This is a genomic window from Tolypothrix sp. PCC 7712 (assembly GCF_025860405.1).
GTDB classification, from domain to species: Bacteria; Cyanobacteriota; Cyanobacteriia; order Cyanobacteriales; family Nostocaceae; genus Aulosira; species Aulosira diplosiphon.
Genome location: NZ_CP063785.1, coordinates 5911502 through 5929732, shown reverse-complemented (window position 1 = coordinate 5929732; position 18231 = coordinate 5911502). Strand labels below are relative to the sequence as shown.

The following is an 18231-nucleotide window of genomic DNA, read 5'->3' as shown; positions in this document are numbered from 1 at the left end:
AGCCCCCTCATGCCCCTAATCCCTTGCGGCACAGACTTTCCAGCGTTTATACACCACACTTTTCTATATTCGGCACTACTACTTGTTGTTACTTATAATACCTATGACCGCATTATTTTTTCGTAAATGTGGGGTCATGCACTGCATACTCTAATTGATAATCTTGCGTAGGATTACTATAGGTCATCAAATAAATTGTTATCAATTTTTACCCAGAAATACCTTGGCTCTTAAGTTGATCAACAATTTAAACTGAAATGGCTAAGGTACTTTTAATACTTTTAAAGACCAAAGGCAGGGTTTACTAATGGGTAGCTTCAGTAATTCACAAGATGGTATGGGAAATACCATTGCGGCCACCAAAAGGCTTGCAAGAGCCATGATGGTTTCTGCTGGTGCTTTTTCATTAATTTTGGCATCTTGTAATTCAGCTAATAGACAACAACAAGTACTAAATCTATTAACAGAATTCTCCTCAGTGCAGATCCAAGAGATCATCCTCCCGCCTGGGGCAGAGACACTGTATACCACTATTTCAACTACACTGGGTGTTGCCCAACCTGATGTTTTAATGGTACGCGGTTTAGAATCTGTAGTAGATATTAATGAACTCATCGTGAGTACAAATCTCATGCGAGATGAGTTCCGCAAACAATTTCATTGCCCCTTAGTTTTATGGGTAAATGATGAAATCCTCCGGAAACTAGTATGGCTAGCACCTGATTTAAAAGATTGGGCAGCTAGTACCATTAGATTTGATATGCCTAACAGCCAACTTGTCGAGCAAACTGCTCTCAGTGCTTAATGCATTTTTTCCCCGCAATGTCAATTTCCATCTCAGTCTATATCAATAATCTCCACGACTGGGCAACTGTTCATATTCAATTGAATACGCCAGACAATCAGCAACTATTCAGTGCTTAATGCTCTTGATAATTTTAAATTTCATATCTAGTAAAGCTGAGTGTATGATATTGCTAAGGCCGCTCAGCTGAACTACATAAATTTGGGTTGGGTTGACCTGGTAAAAATCTTGCTGTAAAAATTCAGGAACAAATAATAAACTTATCAGCGTCTATCTTCACATCTGCTTCAGAAGATAGACGCTTGTTTAATTTCAAATAGTTTAGGGTGAGTAATACCCACAAAAATCTAGATACAGTGCCAATGTCCAGACTAAAGGGATTGCAAAAATCAACTAGGAATCCTATAGTTGCAGACTAGTGATCAGTCTCATGAATTTTAATGAGACTGCTCGCTAAAAATTATTCTACTAATAACTAATTATTACTTTAGTATGAAAAATATTTTGGGTGCGTCTCGTACCGCAAATCAAGCACGGATTTTCACTGCCTTAGTTTTAACAGGAATTTTATCTGTAGGTAGCGGGTTAACATTCATTAAAACTAGTAGTGCGGCGGCTGTTAATTTGTCAGCAGCAACCACAAAGGAAGCTATTAAAGGCAATGCTAGACCAAACAGCTTACCACGTTCAGTAGTGAATGCGGTGCTACAAGATTTATCCCGGAGGGGTGTAGTTTCAAGCCAAAAACTAGAAGTTGTGGAATCGAGCCAACGGACTTGGCGTAATGGTTGCTTAGAACTACCTCAACCTGATGAAATCTGTACTCAAGCTTTAGTTCCAGGTTGGCGAGTTGTCGTATCTAATAACCAAAGAAAATGGGTTTATCACACTAATCAAGTAGGTTCCGTAGTTAGATTTAATGAAAAAGCCAGCCAAATTGCTGGAGGAAATGGTAATACTGGTATCCTTCAACCAGTAACTATTCCTGATAATGAATTACCGCCACGTTTAGAGCAAAATGTTGTATTTCGACAAATTTCTAGTGGTGGTATTGCTGGGAGAACTTATGAAACTGTTTTACTCAATGATGGTAGCTTGATTCAAGTGAGAGTTGGCGATGCTAACGATTCGGAACGGAAAGTACGCCGCGTTTCTCTTGTCAGAGTACAACAGTTCCAACAATTACTAACAACTGCAAAATTTAGTGAATTCAAAAATTTAAGTTATCCAGCGCCTATTGGTGCAGCTGATTACATTACTTACACTCTCAGCAGCCAAGAAGGAACCGTCAAGTACAACAATATTTCTCAAGACCAATTACCAAAAAATTTACGGAATGTAATCAAAGCTTGGAATCGGCTGCGGAATAGTCCTATTTCTAATAACAATACAGGCGGCGCAGTTCCAATTCCTGCAAGTGAGTTACCACCACCTTTAGATCAGAATGTTGTATTTCGGCAAATTTCTAGCGGTGGCTTTACTGGGAGAACTTATGAAACTGTTCTACTCAATGACGGTAGCTTGATTCGAGTCAGAATTGGTGATGCTAATGATTCGGAACGTAGCGTTCGCCGCGTTTCTACCCAACAGGTAAAACAATTTCTCAGATTATTAGAAAGCGCAAAATTTAGTGAATTTAAAAATTTGAGTTATCCAGTAGCTCAAGGTGCGGCTGATTATATTACCTTTACCCTGACTAGCCGAGAGGGAACAGTGAGATATAGCGATATTTCACAAAATAAATTACCACAAAACTTGGTGCTGGTGGTGAATGGTTGGAATAGGTTGAATAGTGGTGCTAAGTGAGGAATGGGGAATGGGGAATGGGGAAGGGGGAATGGGGAATGGGGAAGGGGGAATGGGGAATGGGGAAGGGGGAATGGGGAATGGGGAAGGGGGAATGGGTGAAAGGAAGAAATAACTTTTAACCTTTGACCGTTGACTCTTGACTCTTGGCAAATTAAGTAAGGGCGCAATAATTGCGCCCTGTTCTGCAAAGTGGAGCGGAGGAACTTGAAGAATTAGACGATAAAGTTCTTAGCGGTTAAATTAGAGGCGTTGACTTTTTCTAAGAGAACAAAGCCCTGAAACCCGCCAGGTTTTGTGTTTCCATCTACGTCAATGCCAACAATAGTATTAGATCCATATTGTTGGAATTTGATGAAATCACTGAATTTATTGCTGCTGTTGTAAGCTTGACCGCTGAAAATTTGGCGCAGGTCTATTTTATCTTCGCTAACAGAAAAATCAGTAATGGTGTCTCCTCTGTCTTGCAGACTTTGATAAACAAAGGTATCGCCACCAGTACCACCAGTTAATTTATCTCTGCCGATTCCACCAATTAAGCGATCGCTACCGTTACCGCCATTTAGGGTATCGTTACCTTTACCACCCCAAATCACATCATTAGCTGCAGTACCATTTAAGACATCGTTACTGTCTCCACCCTTGATTTCTTTACCGATGGTAGGTGTTGGGGTTGGTGTGGGAGTGGGTGTTGGTGTAGGATTTGCTTGAGAACCTGAACCTGGAATATAACTTGCAGGGTTTCGATCATTGCTACCAAAGTTTTGCACCCAATAGTTGTCTTGAAAACCAACACCGAGTTGAGTAAAGCTGGGATTAAGAATATTTGCTCGGTGTCCCGGACTTTTCATCCAAGCTGCTACAACTTCTTCTGGTGTTCTTTGTCCTTTGGCTATATTCTCTCCCATTGTTTGGGCTTCAAAGCCAACTTTTTTGGCTCTATCCCAGGCTTGCGAACCATCTAGCCCGGTATGACTAAAGAAATTGTTCTTTGCCATCGATTCTGCATATTGATCGGCAGCATAGTTAAGTTCTGCATTGCCTTGCAGAGGTTTCAAACCACTCTTGATGCGTTCTACATTGGTCAGTTCTAAAACTCTTTGTTCAAATGTTGGGCTAGTTGTTGTTGCCATGAATCTATCCTCATAAAGATTTGTTCACATGAATTCAGCAGGAGATGAGTTTGCCTGCAATTTTTGGTAGAAGCAAACCTGAAGAGGTGTCAATACTACTCAATTAAGCGTTTTGAACTCAAAATTGGTGTTGGGGAAAAGGTTAAAGGTTAAGGGTGAAAGGTTGTTTCTTTCCCTTGAACCATTCTCCTTTTTCCCCTTAACCAACAAGTATTGGAAGGGGTGTAAAAGCAAAACTGTCACAAGCTTGCGTAAAACTGCAAAGTCTTGTATTGGGTAGATTTAAGCTAATTGTTAGAGAGGCTTTCCTCTCCAGCGACTTCCTCTGTTAGGGGTGTTGTAAATATGCCTGATACCAATTGGTAATTTGTGAAAATTCGGCCGATTCTGGATTTGAAAGTTTGGGTGTATGTGTTGCCGAATTTTAGAGAATTGGTATGAGTTCTGGCAGATGGATTCAGACACCGTAGTTGGTAGAGGAAAAGATGTAAGTAGTAATACATCAGTCACTTCACCTCAGGATAAAAGATACCGTAGCTTTTTTGACACTGGCTTTGTGACGGTCGATAAACCGTCACATGGTAGTAAAAAAATAATTTATACATTTGTTTTGTTTCTAGTTTTTATACAAAATTTTATTTTTGCAAGCATTAGCGCGTTTATTGATGAGCTATACAGAGAGATTTTTATTAAATACTTAGTAGCTAAATTAACTAAAATTTTTATAAAAAATCAGTATAGCCCAGTAAAGCTGTAATAAATTACTCTAAAAAGCGTATATAATTTAAAGCTTTCAAGAAGCCATCATAAATTCAGACTAAAAAAATTTACAAAGGCTTCTTGAAAAAAATCCGGATGTAATGAAAAATTCCTGAACAGAACAAGAGATGGGTTTAAGGACTCTTAGTAGTTTTAGATACGCTAACAGCGTAGGGATGTACAGTTTTCTGCCCAAACCTTAGAATGCCAAAGTGCTAGTCAGAAATTATGACAACACCAACATTACAAGCGGGGAACGAAATTCTTCAGGCAGAAAAATTGCTGTCTTTGCTGAATCGTTACCAACTATTACCGCAGGTACTACGTGCCAAACTGATTGACGAAGCGATCGCACCCTTTAACTGCACAGAAGCAGAAACACTCTCGGCGATCGCACATTTCCGTCAACGCTACCAACTCACCTCTTTGGAGGAACAAGCCGCATGGTTGCAAAAAAATCAGCTAACGGAAGCAATCATGTATGAGGTAGCAATTCGTCCCATATTAATCCGCAAATTTCAATTGCAGATGTGGGGAAACAAACTTGAGTCTTATTTTCTGCAACGTAAATCAGATTTAGACCAAGTTGTCTATTCCATGATTCGCACCCAAGATGAGGGTTTAGCCCAAGAGCTATATTTTCGCATTGCGGAAGAAGAGAATTCTTTTGCAACTATTGCTCAACAGTATTCCCAAGGTTCTGAAGCCCAAACAGGAGGGGTGGTTGGGCCAGTTCCTTTATCTCAACCGCATCCCGTAATTCAAAAGATTCTTTTTGCCAGTCAACCTGGTCAACTTTGGAAGCCTCAGTTAATCGCTGATTGGTATGTAATTATTCGCTTAGAACAATTTCTGCCTGCACAGTTAGATGAAGCGATGCAGCAGCATTTACTAGATGAACTCTTTGAAGCTTGGATACAAACACAAATCAAAACCGAATTAGAGAATTTTAGATTTTAGATTTTGGATTTTGGATTTTAGATTTTGGATTTTAGATTTTGGATTTTGATGCAAAATTTTTAGACAAGCTGTCAACCATTGCGTGGAGTATCAGATGGGATGAAGCCAGGTATTACTGAAAATGAAATAGTTGAATTTCTCGCTGTAACTCCGCCATTTACTCAACTTTCATCAACAACTTTAGAAAGCGTTGCAGCTAAATGCCAACTGTTGCAATATCGTACCGGACAGTGGATGTTAGTTAGGGAAAGAATGCCAGCGCAAGTGATGATAATTTATCAAGGACAAGCGCGGGTATTAGGTCACGATTTACAAACTAACTCTCCCAGTAGTTTGACGGTGGTTGAAAGAGGAGAGTTTCTGGGTTGGTTGGGATTGGTACGAGGCATAAGTTGCGAGGCTGTTATGGCCTCGTCCGAACTGATCGCTGTGACGCTGGATTCTCTGGAATTCATGCAATTAATGGAACAAGAACCAGAGTTTGCCCAAGCAGTGCGATCGCATTCCCACATTATTGAAGTTTTTGAACTGGTAAATCAGGAACTCCAGCGTCATCCAGATACCAGCTTTAATGCCAAAGATTTAGCGCGCCAACTTTGGCAAGATACGTTGGTGGTGAATTTACTACCAGGAAAAATCAATTCTCTGCAATTTGATAAAGACCACTTGTGGATACTCAGCGCTGGCATTATTGATCATATGAGTGTCGGCTTTCGCTTATTGCCACGCGAGGGTAGACATTGGCAAAGTACTACAGAGGTTCGCATATTGGGTATTCCCTGGGATGCGCCTCAGGAAGAGACTTCCGAGTTAAAAATTGCGCCAGCACCAGAATATCCACCAGATCCATACAGCGAAAATCTTGCGCCAGCGCAAACTATCTTGGTATCGGGAAAAGGGCCTATTGACGCGCCTTTGGCTTGTTTCCAGATGTTGAATCAGATATTGGGGGGTTCTTTCCGCCGTGATTTAATCCGCAAAGTTCTAACGAACCAACTCAAAACCCACAAGCAAATTACTCTCCCAGTAGCTGGCGCAGTGGTGGAAATGATGGGTTTGCAAGCCCAATTAGTTAACGTTCCATCTCATGTAATTAATCGCTTAAATGCGCCAGCGCTGATTTACTTCCAAGAAAATCTGGCTTTGCTGTACAAAATTACCGAACGGGAAATCATCGTAGCCGCACCAGAAAGCGGGATAGCCAGATATACACCCGCAGAGTTTGCCAATATTTGGGGACAATCCGGGCCAGTATTAACAGTAGAACAGGCAGATGGCGATCGCCCAGAAAAATTTAGTTTAAGGTGGTTCCTACCTTCCATCTATAAATTCCGTTTGGTGTTGATGGAAGTCTTGGTGGCTTCTTTTTTTGTACAAATATTTGGTTTGGCTAACCCAATTATTACCCAAATCATTATCGACACTGTATTAATTCAAAAAAGCCTCGATACTCTGGATATTTTAGGGATTTTCTTGTTAGTAATTGGCGTATTTGAAGCGGCGTTAACGAGTTTGCGGATTTATTTATTTGCCGATACTACTAACCGCATCGATATTCGTTTGGGTTCAGAAGTAATTGAGCATCTGTTAAGATTACCCCTGAATTATTTTGAGCGTCGCCGCGTCGGAGAATTAGCCGGGAGAATTAATGAACTAGAAAATATTAGGCAATTTCTCACAGGGACAGCATTAACTGTAGTTTTAGATGCCGTATTTTCCGTGATTTATATCGGCATCATGTTGTTTTATAGTTGGGTTTTAACCCTCGTAGCTTTGGCAACTGTACCATTGTTTGCCATCCTCACAACTTTTGTGGTGCCGATTGTGCAGCAACAATTACGCAAAAAAGCCGAACGCTACGCTGACACGCAATCCTATTTAGTGGAGATTCTCACCGGCATTCAAACAGTCAAAGCCCAAAATATTGAATTAAAATCTCGTTGGCAATGGCGCGATCGCTATACGCGTTATATTAGCGCTGGGTTTAAGAATGTCCTTACTTCTAGTACCGCCAATTCTATTAGTGGATTTTTAAATCAATTTTCTAGCTTTGTCCTCTTGTGGGTAGGCGCGCATTTAGTGATTTCCAATCAACTGAGTTTAGGACAGTTAATTGCCTTCCGAATTATTGCTGGTTATGTTACCAGTCCACTGCTGCGTTTAATTCAACTCTCACAAAGCTTCCAAGAAGTCGCATTATCCATAGAACGCCTCGGTGATATTTTAGATACAGCGCCAGAAGTTAATGCCAGCGATCGCAACAATATTCAACTCCCAGATATTGCAGGTGCTATTAACCCTCTTTTGTCACTCTAGGCAGAGGAAAAGTAGAAATCAGGGTGAATCAGGGATATAAAAATTGAACTGGTGAGGCTATAAATAATAGATTGAAGTTTAAAAAAACCCAAAGCTAATTGAGGAATAGGAAAAACCGTTAACCAGGGATATATCAGATTAAATAAAGTAAAAGGTTGAATAATCAAACGAAGATTGTTAAGAATGTTCTTCCAGCCATTTCCATTATCCCACCAAGGATGTGAAACAAATTTTGACTCTCGTTGTGATGGAGACTGAAACAGTTGCTCCGAATGCAGACTAACCATTAAATAAGCACTGCAAATAATTTCCCACCATCGCTCAATATCTGGGTAGTGAGTCAGGCGAAAATCTGACCAACCTAATTCATTCTTACTTTGTTTTAACCCGTACTCGACCCAAGTTCTTAAACCGTAAAAATTTCCAACTTCTCTTGGCGTAATGTCTGGATATTTACTCATCACATACCAAGTAGTGTTATCAGGCAAATTTTCTGGATCTGTAGTAATTTGCCAATATCTAAGTTCTCCACGTTTTCCCGGAATAATTTCTCTAATAAATCGATTTTCCCGACTCAAGTCAGAGAATACCCTTTGAAACTTCTGCCACTTTAAATATTGAATATGTTGTCGTGGAAGTATTTCTACATAATGATTTGACCGAATCGCTACTATATAGTTCAAGTTTAGTTCATCTAATACAGATATGAAATTCTTACCACTCTCTCCATATAAGCTATCTGCAAGTACTAAGTTGAATTTAAAACCCATTGATTGTAGCTTTTTTATCAGTATTGCTGCTATTTCTGGTTTAGTGCGGTACTTATCTCCTGCCTGTAATCTTTCCCTGGGTTTATACACTTCAAACAGTAATGGAAATGTCATCCCACAGAAAACACCATATACTGTCACTGCCACAATTCCATTATCTGTTTTTCCCAAATTTCCTATATACTGCCGTTTCACATAATCTGTCTTGCTCCCTTTCTTTTTATCCCCTGTCTCATCAATAATTAAAATGATTGGTCTACCTTTTAGCACTTGTAAAATTAACTCTAACCTTAAGGTTCTTAACTTTTCTATATCCCAAGGTGATGTAGTTAGAAAATGATGCAACCCTTGCTGGTTATCTAATCCTACGATTTTTGCTATTTCTGGCAATGTTTTACGTTTTAGATCAGAAATGCAGCCTACATGGAGATATTTAAAAGCCTCGAAACTCCTAACATCTGGAAACAGACTTTTATACCACTGGCAATATTCGTCCACAAATTTGACTGTTGGTGCGGCTGGACGGGGCTGTACCATGCTCTGTGTCTTGGTTCTAGCATTTTTACCTTATTATACTACTGCCAGAGTGACAAAACAGGGTTAAATACATAGGAGTTTCCTTTGGTTTTAACCCAGAAGATAGCTTAAAACTAATCAATATTAATTTGGAAATTGCCCCTGGAACCTTCGTTGGTATAGTTGGTCAAAGTGGCTCTGGTAAAAGTACTTTGACAAAATTATTACCCCGTCTCTACGAACCAGTAGCAGGGCAAATTCAAATCGATGGCTATGATATAAGGAAAGTAGAGTTAAATTCTTTGCGTCGTCAAATTGGGATAGTGCTACAAGATACTTTATTATTTGAAGGAACAATCCAAGAAAATATCGCACTCATTCGACCAGACGCAACTACCGAAGAAATCATTGCTGCTGCCAAAGCCGCAGCCGCCCACGATTTTATCATGGCACTACCTAACGGCTACAACACACAAGTTGGCGAAAGAGGTTCCGCCCTTTCTGGGGGACAACGCCAACGAATTGCGATCGCTCGCACTGTGTTACAAAATCCGAGATTATTAATTCTCGATGAAGCTACTAGTGCTTTAGATTACGAATCTGAGCAACAAGTATGTCGTAATTTGATGGAGTTCTTTCAAGACCGTACCGTTTTATTTATTACTCACCGTCTGAACACCGTCAAAAATGCCGACACAATCATCATCATGGATCAGGGTGTAATTGCAGAGCAAGGAACACATACCGAACTCATGGCTATGAAAGGACGTTATTACTGTCTATTTCAACAACAAGAATCGCAATTATAGAGGGTATTGAAGAATGGGACTGAGAATTCAACAGATGCAGCAGTAAAGGTGACATAAACAACCACTTTTGAGCCTTGACTTTTGATTCTGTCCCCTCGAATCTTAACCCTTAAAGCCTTGACCAAGAAAACAACCAAGCAGAACTATGCCAGATTTATCTTTGCTGTTAGCTTGCACACAATGTTCAAATGTTTCGCAAACACCTGCTAATCATTGCCAAGAAATTCGTGCTGAAGAAACCACTCCCCCACCATCTAATACGAGTGCTTGCGTTAGCCAACCAGAAAGCATGGAGGTAGCGTTTTCACCTCCAATTCAAGAGAATAATCAACAAACTTCCGTAGCGCAAACGCAAACAGAAAAATTCGTTAATCCCACAAATAAATACAATCATCTCAATCAAATTGCAGAAGTTCGGCCTCTACAAATAGATTTGCTGTTACCGATGGGTGGTTTTTTCTTCATGCTCATTGTTGGCAGCATATTAATTATCTGGAAACGTTTTCCCGATGCTCAACGTCAATGGCAGCTGCTTTTACAAGGTGATACAGGTATTTTTAGTTCGGATGTTCCTTGGCAGGAAAAGAAAAAGGAATTCGATCAGCCTGTCATTTTAAAACAATCTCGTGCTTGGTCTCATGCGATAGTCTGGAGCATAGTTGGAGTTACAAGTTTTGCCGTGGTTTGGTCTGCTACTGCCAAAATTGACGAATCTGTACCAGTGCAAGGTAAACTCGAACCCAAAGGATTTGTCAAAGAAATTCAAGCACCAGTAGGCGGTGTAATTGATCAGATTCACGTCCAAGAAGGGCAAAGAGTCAAAAAAGGTGACCTATTAGTAAGTTTTGATCGCACCGCTAGTAAGGCGAAATTAGCTTCTCTGCAAGCAGTCCGAGCCAGTTTGTTGGCAGAAAATAAATATTATCAGACGCAAATGCGATCGCTCACGGCTAATGCTAGTTGGCAAGATTTGCAGGAAGTTCCAGAATTAGCAGCACTCACCGAAAACCGTGCCGCGTTAGTCAAAGAAAATCAACTTTTCCGTGCAGAATTAAACCAAGGTTTAGGAGTACGGGACTTAAACCCACAGATGAGACAGCGCCTACTAACTAGACAATTAGAAAAAGAAACCCGCATTGACTCGGTGCGCTTGGATAGAGAACAGTTAACTCGGCAGTTAAATCAAGCGCAAGTGCAACTAATTAACGCTAGAAGTACTCTGTCCACAAATCTAGAAATTGCTAACAATTTAGAAAGCCTCGTAGATAAAGGCGCATTTGCTCGTTTACCTTACCTAGAAAAACAACAAGCCGCAGAAGCTAGCCGTGCAGAAGTCAACCGCCTCGAACAGGAAGTAGAACGGCTAAAATTAGCGATCGCCCAAGGACAAAGGAAACTAGAAAATGCGATCGCTCTTTCCCAAGAAGATTTACTCAGCAAAATAGCCGATAACGAAAAGCGCATCGCTGATATTGATAGTCAACTTACCAAAGTCATTGTTGAAAACAACAAAAAAATCCAAGAACTTAACAGCGAAATTCGGGAACTCGAGGTAAATATGAAATACCAAGAACTGCGAGCTGCCAATGATGGTATTGTGTTTGACCTCAAGCCGCGTAGTTCTGGCTATGTTTATAACAGCAGTGAATCGATTCTCAAAATTGTGCCGCCAGAAAACCTGGTAGCGCAAGTTTTTATTACTAACAACGATATTGGTTTTATCAAACCTGGAATGCCTGTTGATGTCAGAATTGATTCCTTTCCATACACCGAATTCAGTGACATTAAAGGGCAATTAGTGCGCGTAGGTTCCGATGCATTACCACCCGATCAAACCCATCCTTACTATCGTTTTGCGGCGGAAATTCGTTTAGATAAACAATCTATCAATATCAATGGTACAGAAGTACCTTTACAATCTGGTATGTCTTTGAGTGCAAATGTGAATATTCGCAAGCGCACCGTTATGAGCATTTTCACAGATAAGTTTTTAGGCAAAGTAGAAAGTTTGAAATATACTCGTTAGCGGTTGATGCGAGACAATTGATTTATTAATCAAAGGACTCTTATTTGATTTTTGAAATTTATGTATTAGCGTGTCTAGGCTTAAATGTTGCTCTAGAGATTAATTTTATCAGCGTTTATCTGCGGTTAATTTTTTCCCATCTAATGCACTACTTTAGTCTAGACACGCCAGTAGTGGCGTGGCAAGCCTTAAATGTTGCATTAAAAATCAATTTTATCCGCGTTTATCTGCGTTCATCTGCGGTTAATTTTTCCAATCTAATGCACTATTTTAGCCTTGCCACGCTACTACATAAAATTTGTACTTATTTAGATAATAGATATAACTCCAAAAAAGTTTTTAAACATAAATATTTTGTGAGCTATACGTCTCAATTACTAATCACTTGTGTGTTCTACAAATTGCAGCACAAATGGTAAAAGTATTATGAATTATTTCTTTTTCTTGCGAGAAGTTTTACCTGACTTCTTCTTTGCAGGTTTAGCTACTGGTGCAAAACCACGGGAATTTTTAGAATCATCCACAGATCCATCAACAGAAGCAAAATAATCCATCACCTCTCGCGGAGTGAACCTGCGTTCTGGGATTTCTGCACGGGTTTTCAGCCCCATTGCAACTTGTACTTCACCCCAGTCACCCGCAATAAAAGGAACTACACAATTAGCCGCAAAAGCTTGCTCAATTACATCCGCAGACTCGACAGCCTCTAAACTAATTAAGTTAGAAACGAGAAAGGCATTAAATTCCGCATGATTGCTAGCAAATAGCGCTAGTTGTTGGGTAATAACGTTAACACACTCAGTTCTTGCTTCTGGGTAGTGCTGGCCGATTTGACTAATACAATCTGCTGCTGTAGTGCGAGCATAGATATGATATTGATCGTCAGCCAGATAAGCACTCAGTGCGGGAATTGACACCGGGCCAATCATTTGAAATACTCGTGGCATTTCAGTGCTAACCCAGTCAAGATCTTCTAGTTCTTCAAACAGAGTTAACAGTGGTGCGATCGCATCTTCTGCTTTTAATTGTCCTAGCGATCGCCAAGCATGAATTGTAGACCAAACCTCATCACTATCAGAATCAGCCCATATGAGTTCTTGATCAGTGAGCATCCGAATTAAATCGGGTATATGCTCAGGTTTAAGACCAAGTTCTGCTACATAATTTGGCCATTCTTTGTAGTTGCGACAATCACCATAGCTCAAAAGGCGATCTACAGGAGGTGGATAGCTGGCTGCGGTCATGTTAACTTGTTGAGTCCTGTAATTGAGATTACCATGCCCTTTGAGCAGGGAACGGAAAAAAGTACGCTATTCTGCTTTTAAGTTGCACAATCAATCGTGAGGGCTGTTAACTGTTGACGGTTGACAGTCAACGGTCAACAGTCTTGATTAGTAGTTATGCAATTTAGACGCGCATTAGCTTAACAGAGACTTCTTGGAATATTTTGAACTACATTTTGAGGACATAGCAATGCTGTGTCTCTACATACAGCTTTGGGTAAATGAGGTAGAGATAATTGTACCTCACCAACTTGCAATCTGCTGTATTTCCAAAATTTTGAGTCTACTTCAGTAGACTTGAGCTATTAGCCGGAAAATGAATTCTCGGGTCTTGCGGAATGTGGGTTATAGACATTGCTTATTTAATAATAATATAGGGATACCAGGGAGAATAAAAATTTTTATCCCGTGCATCCCTAACCACTTCAAATTGTTAAATTTATGGCGCGTTCAGCTTGCTGATATTGCACGATATTATCAAAGAATTCACATTTAAGTTGCATCATTTCCCACTTAATATTTCCACTACAAAATATTTTTAAATATTTGATCAATGCAAAATAGATGTGGGTTAACTGAATCAAATAATCTTACATATTTTCATGCTGATTTACACTTTTCATTGATGACAAATCTGAGTAAGAAAAATTGCGTAGAGATAACATCATGGAGTTAATACGTTCAGCTTGTAGCTTCATTGATAACAGGATTTTAGGTAGGTGATTAGTCAGAAAATCCAAATTGATTGTTTCTGTTTGATAACAAATTTCCCCAGTAGGGTGAGGGTAATACAACTGGTAAAGACGTATCAGTTCTAGCAGTTGATGAGTGTAGTCACTGAGATCAGAAAGTTGAGCATAAATGAAATTAACGGGGTTTCTAATTTCTTGTGCTACACCTAATGCCCATAGCCCTAAGCTAGACATTTTTTCGCTTTTAATTAGTTGTGCTTGTGTTTGTTGGATTTGCTGTAGGGCTTGTACTAACTCTTCGGCTTGGGCTTTCGCAGCAGCTTCTGCTGTGCGACTGCTTTCATATAATTGTGCTTGTTGAATAGCGAGTACTGCTTCATCTGCAAGATGTTGCATTAAATCCATTTCTTCATCTTGCCAATTTCTGGGAGCAAAACATTCATGGGCAATAATTAACCCCCATAATTGGTTACTCATCGTGATTGGTACAATCAGATTTGCTTTAATCTGCAGGCTCTGTAAAAATTCTCGATGACAAGGATTCAAATCTTCGGAAGCTACATTGTTGATTGCTCTAACTCTTCCCCTGACGTAAAGACGAGCATAGTCTTCAGGGAAGCATTCTAATGGGGTTTTCATCCCCAAAATAGAACGCAAGTTATTGTCTGTATCTTCAACAACTACTTCACCTTCTAATTTCTCGAGAATCTTGTAAATTAATACCCTGTCTGTTTTCAGCAGCTTCCGCACTTCCCGCACAATAGTTTGCAAGGTAAGTTTGTAGTCCAAATTACTACGTATTTGATTGGCAACTTGCTTAACTACCCTAGTCAGTTCTAAAGATTTTTGCAGTTGGGCGGTGCGTTCTGCTACTAAACTTTCTAGATTTTCATTAATAGCTTGTACCTGTTGGTACATTTGCTGTTGTTGAATGGCGATCGCAAATTGATCGGCTAAAGCTTGCGCTAAAGTAATTTCTTCTGGCTTCCATTGGGGTGCTTGTCCTTTTCTTTGCTCTAACCAAGCTGCAAATGAAAGTTGGGGTAGCTTTTGCTGCTCATTAGTGTCGCGGTGTCCCGCCCACATAATTTCTATTTCAACTTCCTTGCGGAAAACGCTTAAAACTCCAAGAAAATTTTGACGGTAATTTAGGGGAATTAATAACATACCCCTAATTTGAGTAGATTGGAACGCAGGAGCTAACTCTTCCCAATGTGGCTCTTTATATAAATCAGTAATTGCCCAAATATTACCTGTTTTGCTCTCATTCATCCAATCTTGCCATAAAGAGTGTTCTTCCATGACAATAACGGCTGATTCATTTGGCAGTGACGGTTGTTCACCGATGGTGTAAGACTCTTTAGTTGACTCGATATAAAGTCTGCCACCTACCCCACCCAAGGTATTAATCGTTGCTTCTAGCGCAGTTTGTAATTGAATGTTGGATTGAGAATGTAAGAGATTGGTAATTTTATTAATCACAGCTTCTCGCTGTTGTTCAGCACGCGCTTGACTGAGTAGGGTACTGTGAGCGATCGCTACTGATATTTGATCGGCAGCTTGCTGTACTATTTGTAGTTCTTGCTTCACATCTGTTCGCGGTGTACTGTGGTGCGATACCAACAATCCCCACAGGCGAGGTCTTGCTGTTTGCTCTTGGGGATCGTGATGTAAAATTGGCACCACTAGGGAAGACTGCACACCCATTGCTGTTAAATATTGAATATGGCAAGAGTCTACTGCTCGATAATAAATATTTTCACTACTCAAGGATTTACCAGTATCGGGACTATCTAGCGGCGATAGCCCAATTCGTCCATTGGCTACATTCACAATTGAACGTTGTCGCGCTCTGAGAAACATATCACGCGCTTCTTGGGGAATGTCCCCTGCGGGGAAATGCAAACCTAACAGTGATGGTAGACGCTGTTGATGTATAGATTCAGCAACCACTTCACCACTACCGTCGCTATCAAATCTATACACCATTACCCGATCTGTGCCCAGAAAGGAACGAATTTCTGCAACACTGGTAGTTAATATCTCTTTAAGTTCCAGTGATTGCCTAATCCTAGCGGTTATACGATATAGTAATCCTTCTTCGCCTGTCCCTGCTGCGAATTCCTGTGAGTACTCAGTCACTGCTGTCATGTATTTCTACGTAGGTATAATGTATAAGTACGTAGACACACCCTGATGTTTGCTACTACAAAGCCTGCTAATCTTTTGGATTGTGATTAGCTGCCTTGCGTAATTTTGCACACTATTTGCACATTATAAAAATTTATCAGTTTTAATCACCTCATTACTACAACATTTCCTGCATTCAGTATTGTTGCGGTTGATGAAGTAAAAAACTGTGCCAATTCTACTTATTTATACCCATTATCGAAATATGGTAGCAGATATTCCTGTCTCCAAAGGCTGAAATATGAATAGGGATATTTTGTATTTGAGACCTCCACAAAAAGAAATGCCCAATTGTCATTGCGAATGTAGCGTTCGCGTAGCGTCCCGTTCGCGTAGCGTCTCCGTCAGGAGAAGGGAAGCGAAATGAAGCAACCGCAAAATATTGGGATTGCTTCACTACACTCCGTTTCGCTCGCAATGACAGCTTTTGGATCAATCATTCTGTGGAGTTCTCTTTGCAATTGCTTCAGCTGATATTTAGCATCGTCTCAAGGACTTATAACTTACAAAATATCCTTGTTTAGGGAAGCTAATACCAATTTGAAAAAAGAATGCGATAGATTGTAGGGGCACGGCAATGCCCATAGGTGTCAACTTAACGCGAAACCAGCTTTGTAGCAAGGTTTTTGCCCTCACCCCCAACCCCTCTCCCGGTGGGAGAGGGGAGCAAGAGATTTAATTCCCCTTCTCCTGGGGGAGAAGGGGTTAGGGGATGAGGGCGAAAGTTTTGTACAACGCCTGCCCTATATAGCTTTTAGCTTAAGTTGACACCAATGGGCAATGCCGTGCCCACTAGAATATATTAATGTGTCGCCAACATGATTTGAATTGGTATAAGGTAGGCAGGAGATGCCTAAAATCGGATGAGTGGTGAAAAATATTTGTATTGGCTGTTGACATCAACAGTTAACAATCAACAGCCAACGAATCTGATCGCTATTGTGTAATTGAAAAACTAAATACGTCACTTTTGGCGGCGTACATAGCTAACCCCATCAAGCCAGATGACACTTTTGGGATCTTTGGGATCGGTAATTAAGATGCGACGCTCGCTTGAGCCATCATCGTAATTGATGTATAGCATCAGCCCTTCAATGCGATAGCGACCGCGCTCATTAGGTGCTATGCTGCCGGTAGCAAAAGAGTCATTACTAGCACCAGCACCTTGACCACGCATGACTCGGCCATCGGGCGAAAAGCTATATTGCTGCCAAGCTACAACTGACTGGCTACCTCCAATCGCAACGTTACCTGTGCCAGAGAGTGAGCGAAATAATCCGTTGAGCTTAAAGTTATTCGGCAATTTCGGATATGTCTTCGAGAAAGGTAACGCTTCCCAACCGTCCTTACTTGCCAGTTCTATTTTGCCACCCTGACTGCGCCAACGTGTCCATTCGTCTGGTTTGGCGCGTTTGTGAGCTGCAATCCCACCGCTAAAGGACAGCCCTTCGACGTTGGTGAGGGCATCACCGTTGCGAAACAGCACAACAGGATAGATATCAGTAGTTAAGAAGCCACCAATACCCATAACTGTACGTGAATTGAAACCAAAGCTATCAATTTGCTTCACAAGTTCGTTGTCCGATGAGGAAGTAACAGGCTCTGGTTTTTTGGCAGCAGGCTGTTCTGCTTTTTTGGGTGTTTTGGGTGGTTTACTTACTGGCGAGAGCAGTTGTGGCGATACTTTGGCAAATTGAGCCTCAGGCATTCGGGACACCGAAAGCGCCACAGAGCAAGGATTGATATTGGCGTTTTGACTGGTGATTTGTTTGGTAATGATAGACAGAGCTTGATCGAGTTGTTGCTTTTGGGTGGGGTGCTGCTCGAGTTCAGGTAAGCGGGCGCGGATTTGAGCGACACCGTTGGTAGTTTCCCACGCTTCGACTTTAGCAGCATCGTTAGCCGTGAAGCCACTACCTTGCTTGCATTCCGTGGCAAAGTAATCGAATGCCATCACAGTCAGAGCGGCTTTCATAAATGGCTCACCTGTGACATCAGTATTTTGTGCGTAGGCACTCTGCATCGCAGTTAATGACATCACTAGAGTCATTGCCATAGCATTTACTCGCATAAAAACTTCCGTATCCTCACTTAACGGTTTAATTGAACGGCAGTAGATATGTTTAGCACCCATAAGTGCAAATTATCTCTGTTTTTTCCACTCTC

The 18231-nt window shown here is 40.7% G+C and carries 11 protein-coding genes and 1 pseudogene; 7 read left to right on the top strand and 5 right to left on the bottom strand.

What is annotated here, in order from left to right:
* Nucleotides 1-307: 307 nt before the first annotated feature.
* Nucleotides 308-805: a hypothetical protein gene (locus HGR01_RS24330; protein WP_045870798.1), complete on the top strand. Its 498-nt coding sequence runs from the start codon at nucleotides 308-310 to the stop codon at nucleotides 803-805.
* Between the two features lie 492 nt (nucleotides 806-1297).
* Entirely contained in the window at nucleotides 1298-2611 is a 1314-nt protein-coding gene (locus HGR01_RS24325) for a hypothetical protein (RefSeq protein WP_045870799.1), read from the top strand.
* A gap of 215 nt (nucleotides 2612-2826) precedes the next feature.
* Here the strand turns inward: HGR01_RS24325 and HGR01_RS24320 are convergent, their stop codons facing one another.
* Nucleotides 2827-3744 (bottom strand): CAP domain-containing protein, encoded by a 918-nt coding sequence (locus HGR01_RS24320; RefSeq protein WP_045870800.1) that lies wholly within the window; start codon nucleotides 3742-3744, stop codon nucleotides 2827-2829.
* A 451-nt stretch (nucleotides 3745-4195) separates the two neighbouring features.
* On the opposite strand from HGR01_RS24320, the gene HGR01_RS24315 reads away from it, so the two are divergent.
* From HGR01_RS24315 to HGR01_RS24305, 3 genes are all read left to right on the top strand, one after another.
* Nucleotides 4196-4501 carry a hypothetical protein gene (locus tag HGR01_RS24315; RefSeq protein ID WP_096621764.1) on the top strand — a complete coding sequence of 102 codons (306 nt, stop codon included), beginning with the start codon at nucleotides 4196-4198 and terminating at the stop codon, nucleotides 4499-4501.
* A 230-nt stretch (nucleotides 4502-4731) separates the two neighbouring features.
* Complete coding sequence (locus HGR01_RS24310) at nucleotides 4732-5463, top strand: peptidylprolyl isomerase (RefSeq protein ID WP_045870802.1); 732 nt, start codon at nucleotides 4732-4734, stop codon at nucleotides 5461-5463.
* Nucleotides 5464-5562: 99 nt separating this feature from the next.
* Nucleotides 5563-7779 carry a peptidase domain-containing ABC transporter gene (locus HGR01_RS24305; RefSeq protein WP_264263571.1) on the top strand — a complete coding sequence of 739 codons (2217 nt, stop codon included), beginning with the start codon at nucleotides 5563-5565 and terminating at the stop codon, nucleotides 7777-7779.
* On the opposite strand, the gene HGR01_RS24300 is transcribed toward HGR01_RS24305, so the two are convergent.
* A complete protein-coding gene (locus HGR01_RS24300; RefSeq protein WP_096621593.1) occupies nucleotides 7776-9086 on the bottom strand; it encodes an IS701 family transposase in 1311 nt (436 codons plus the stop codon). The two genes, HGR01_RS24305 and HGR01_RS24300, sit on opposite strands and share 4 nt — an antisense overlap.
* 53 nt (nucleotides 9087-9139) lie before the next feature.
* Here HGR01_RS24300 and HGR01_RS24295 point away from each other — a divergent pair.
* Nucleotides 9140-9874: pseudogene (locus HGR01_RS24295) on the top strand (peptidase domain-containing ABC transporter); the annotation flags it as partial.
* A 145-nt stretch (nucleotides 9875-10019) separates the two neighbouring features.
* Entirely contained in the window at nucleotides 10020-11900 is a 1881-nt protein-coding gene (locus tag HGR01_RS24290; RefSeq protein ID WP_045870804.1) for an HlyD family efflux transporter periplasmic adaptor subunit, read from the top strand.
* Between the two features lie 431 nt (nucleotides 11901-12331).
* On the opposite strand, the gene HGR01_RS24285 is transcribed toward HGR01_RS24290, so the two are convergent.
* The 3 genes from HGR01_RS24285 to HGR01_RS24275 form a co-directional block, all read right to left on the bottom strand.
* On the bottom strand, nucleotides 12332-13144 hold the full coding sequence (locus HGR01_RS24285) for a hypothetical protein (protein ID WP_045870805.1): 813 nt from the start codon (nucleotides 13142-13144) through the stop codon (nucleotides 12332-12334).
* A gap of 629 nt (nucleotides 13145-13773) precedes the next feature.
* Complete coding sequence (locus tag HGR01_RS24280) at nucleotides 13774-16026, bottom strand: GAF domain-containing protein (RefSeq protein ID WP_045870806.1); 2253 nt, start codon at nucleotides 16024-16026, stop codon at nucleotides 13774-13776.
* A 1003-nt stretch (nucleotides 16027-17029) separates the two neighbouring features.
* The gene (locus HGR01_RS24275) at nucleotides 17030-18199 is read right to left on the bottom strand and encodes a hypothetical protein (RefSeq protein ID WP_228045440.1); all 1170 of its coding nucleotides are present in this window, start codon (nucleotides 18197-18199) and stop codon (nucleotides 17030-17032) included.
* Between the last annotated feature and the right edge of the window lie 32 nt (nucleotides 18200-18231).

What these genes read in the sequence shown, in the direction of transcription:
- HGR01_RS24330 (WP_045870798.1), top strand. Translation starts at nt 308, where the DNA reads ATGGGTAGCTTCAGTAATTCACAAGATGGTATGGGAAATACCATTGCG.
- HGR01_RS24325 (WP_045870799.1), top strand. Translation starts at nt 1,298, where the DNA reads ATGAAAAATATTTTGGGTGCGTCTCGTACCGCAAATCAAGCACGGATT.
- HGR01_RS24320 (WP_045870800.1), bottom strand. Translation starts at nt 3,744, where the DNA reads ATGGCAACAACAACTAGCCCAACATTTGAACAAAGAGTTTTAGAACTG.
- HGR01_RS24315 (WP_096621764.1), top strand. Translation starts at nt 4,196, where the DNA reads ATGGATTCAGACACCGTAGTTGGTAGAGGAAAAGATGTAAGTAGTAAT.
- HGR01_RS24310 (WP_045870802.1), top strand. Translation starts at nt 4,732, where the DNA reads ATGACAACACCAACATTACAAGCGGGGAACGAAATTCTTCAGGCAGAA.
- HGR01_RS24305 (WP_264263571.1), top strand. Translation starts at nt 5,563, where the DNA reads ATGAAGCCAGGTATTACTGAAAATGAAATAGTTGAATTTCTCGCTGTA.
- HGR01_RS24300 (WP_096621593.1), bottom strand. Translation starts at nt 9,086, where the DNA reads ATGGTACAGCCCCGTCCAGCCGCACCAACAGTCAAATTTGTGGACGAA.
- HGR01_RS24290 (WP_045870804.1), top strand. Translation starts at nt 10,020, where the DNA reads ATGCCAGATTTATCTTTGCTGTTAGCTTGCACACAATGTTCAAATGTT.
- HGR01_RS24285 (WP_045870805.1), bottom strand. Translation starts at nt 13,144, where the DNA reads ATGACCGCAGCCAGCTATCCACCTCCTGTAGATCGCCTTTTGAGCTAT.
- HGR01_RS24280 (WP_045870806.1), bottom strand. Translation starts at nt 16,026, where the DNA reads ATGACAGCAGTGACTGAGTACTCACAGGAATTCGCAGCAGGGACAGGC.
- HGR01_RS24275 (WP_228045440.1), bottom strand. Translation starts at nt 18,199, where the DNA reads ATGGGTGCTAAACATATCTACTGCCGTTCAATTAAACCGTTAAGTGAG.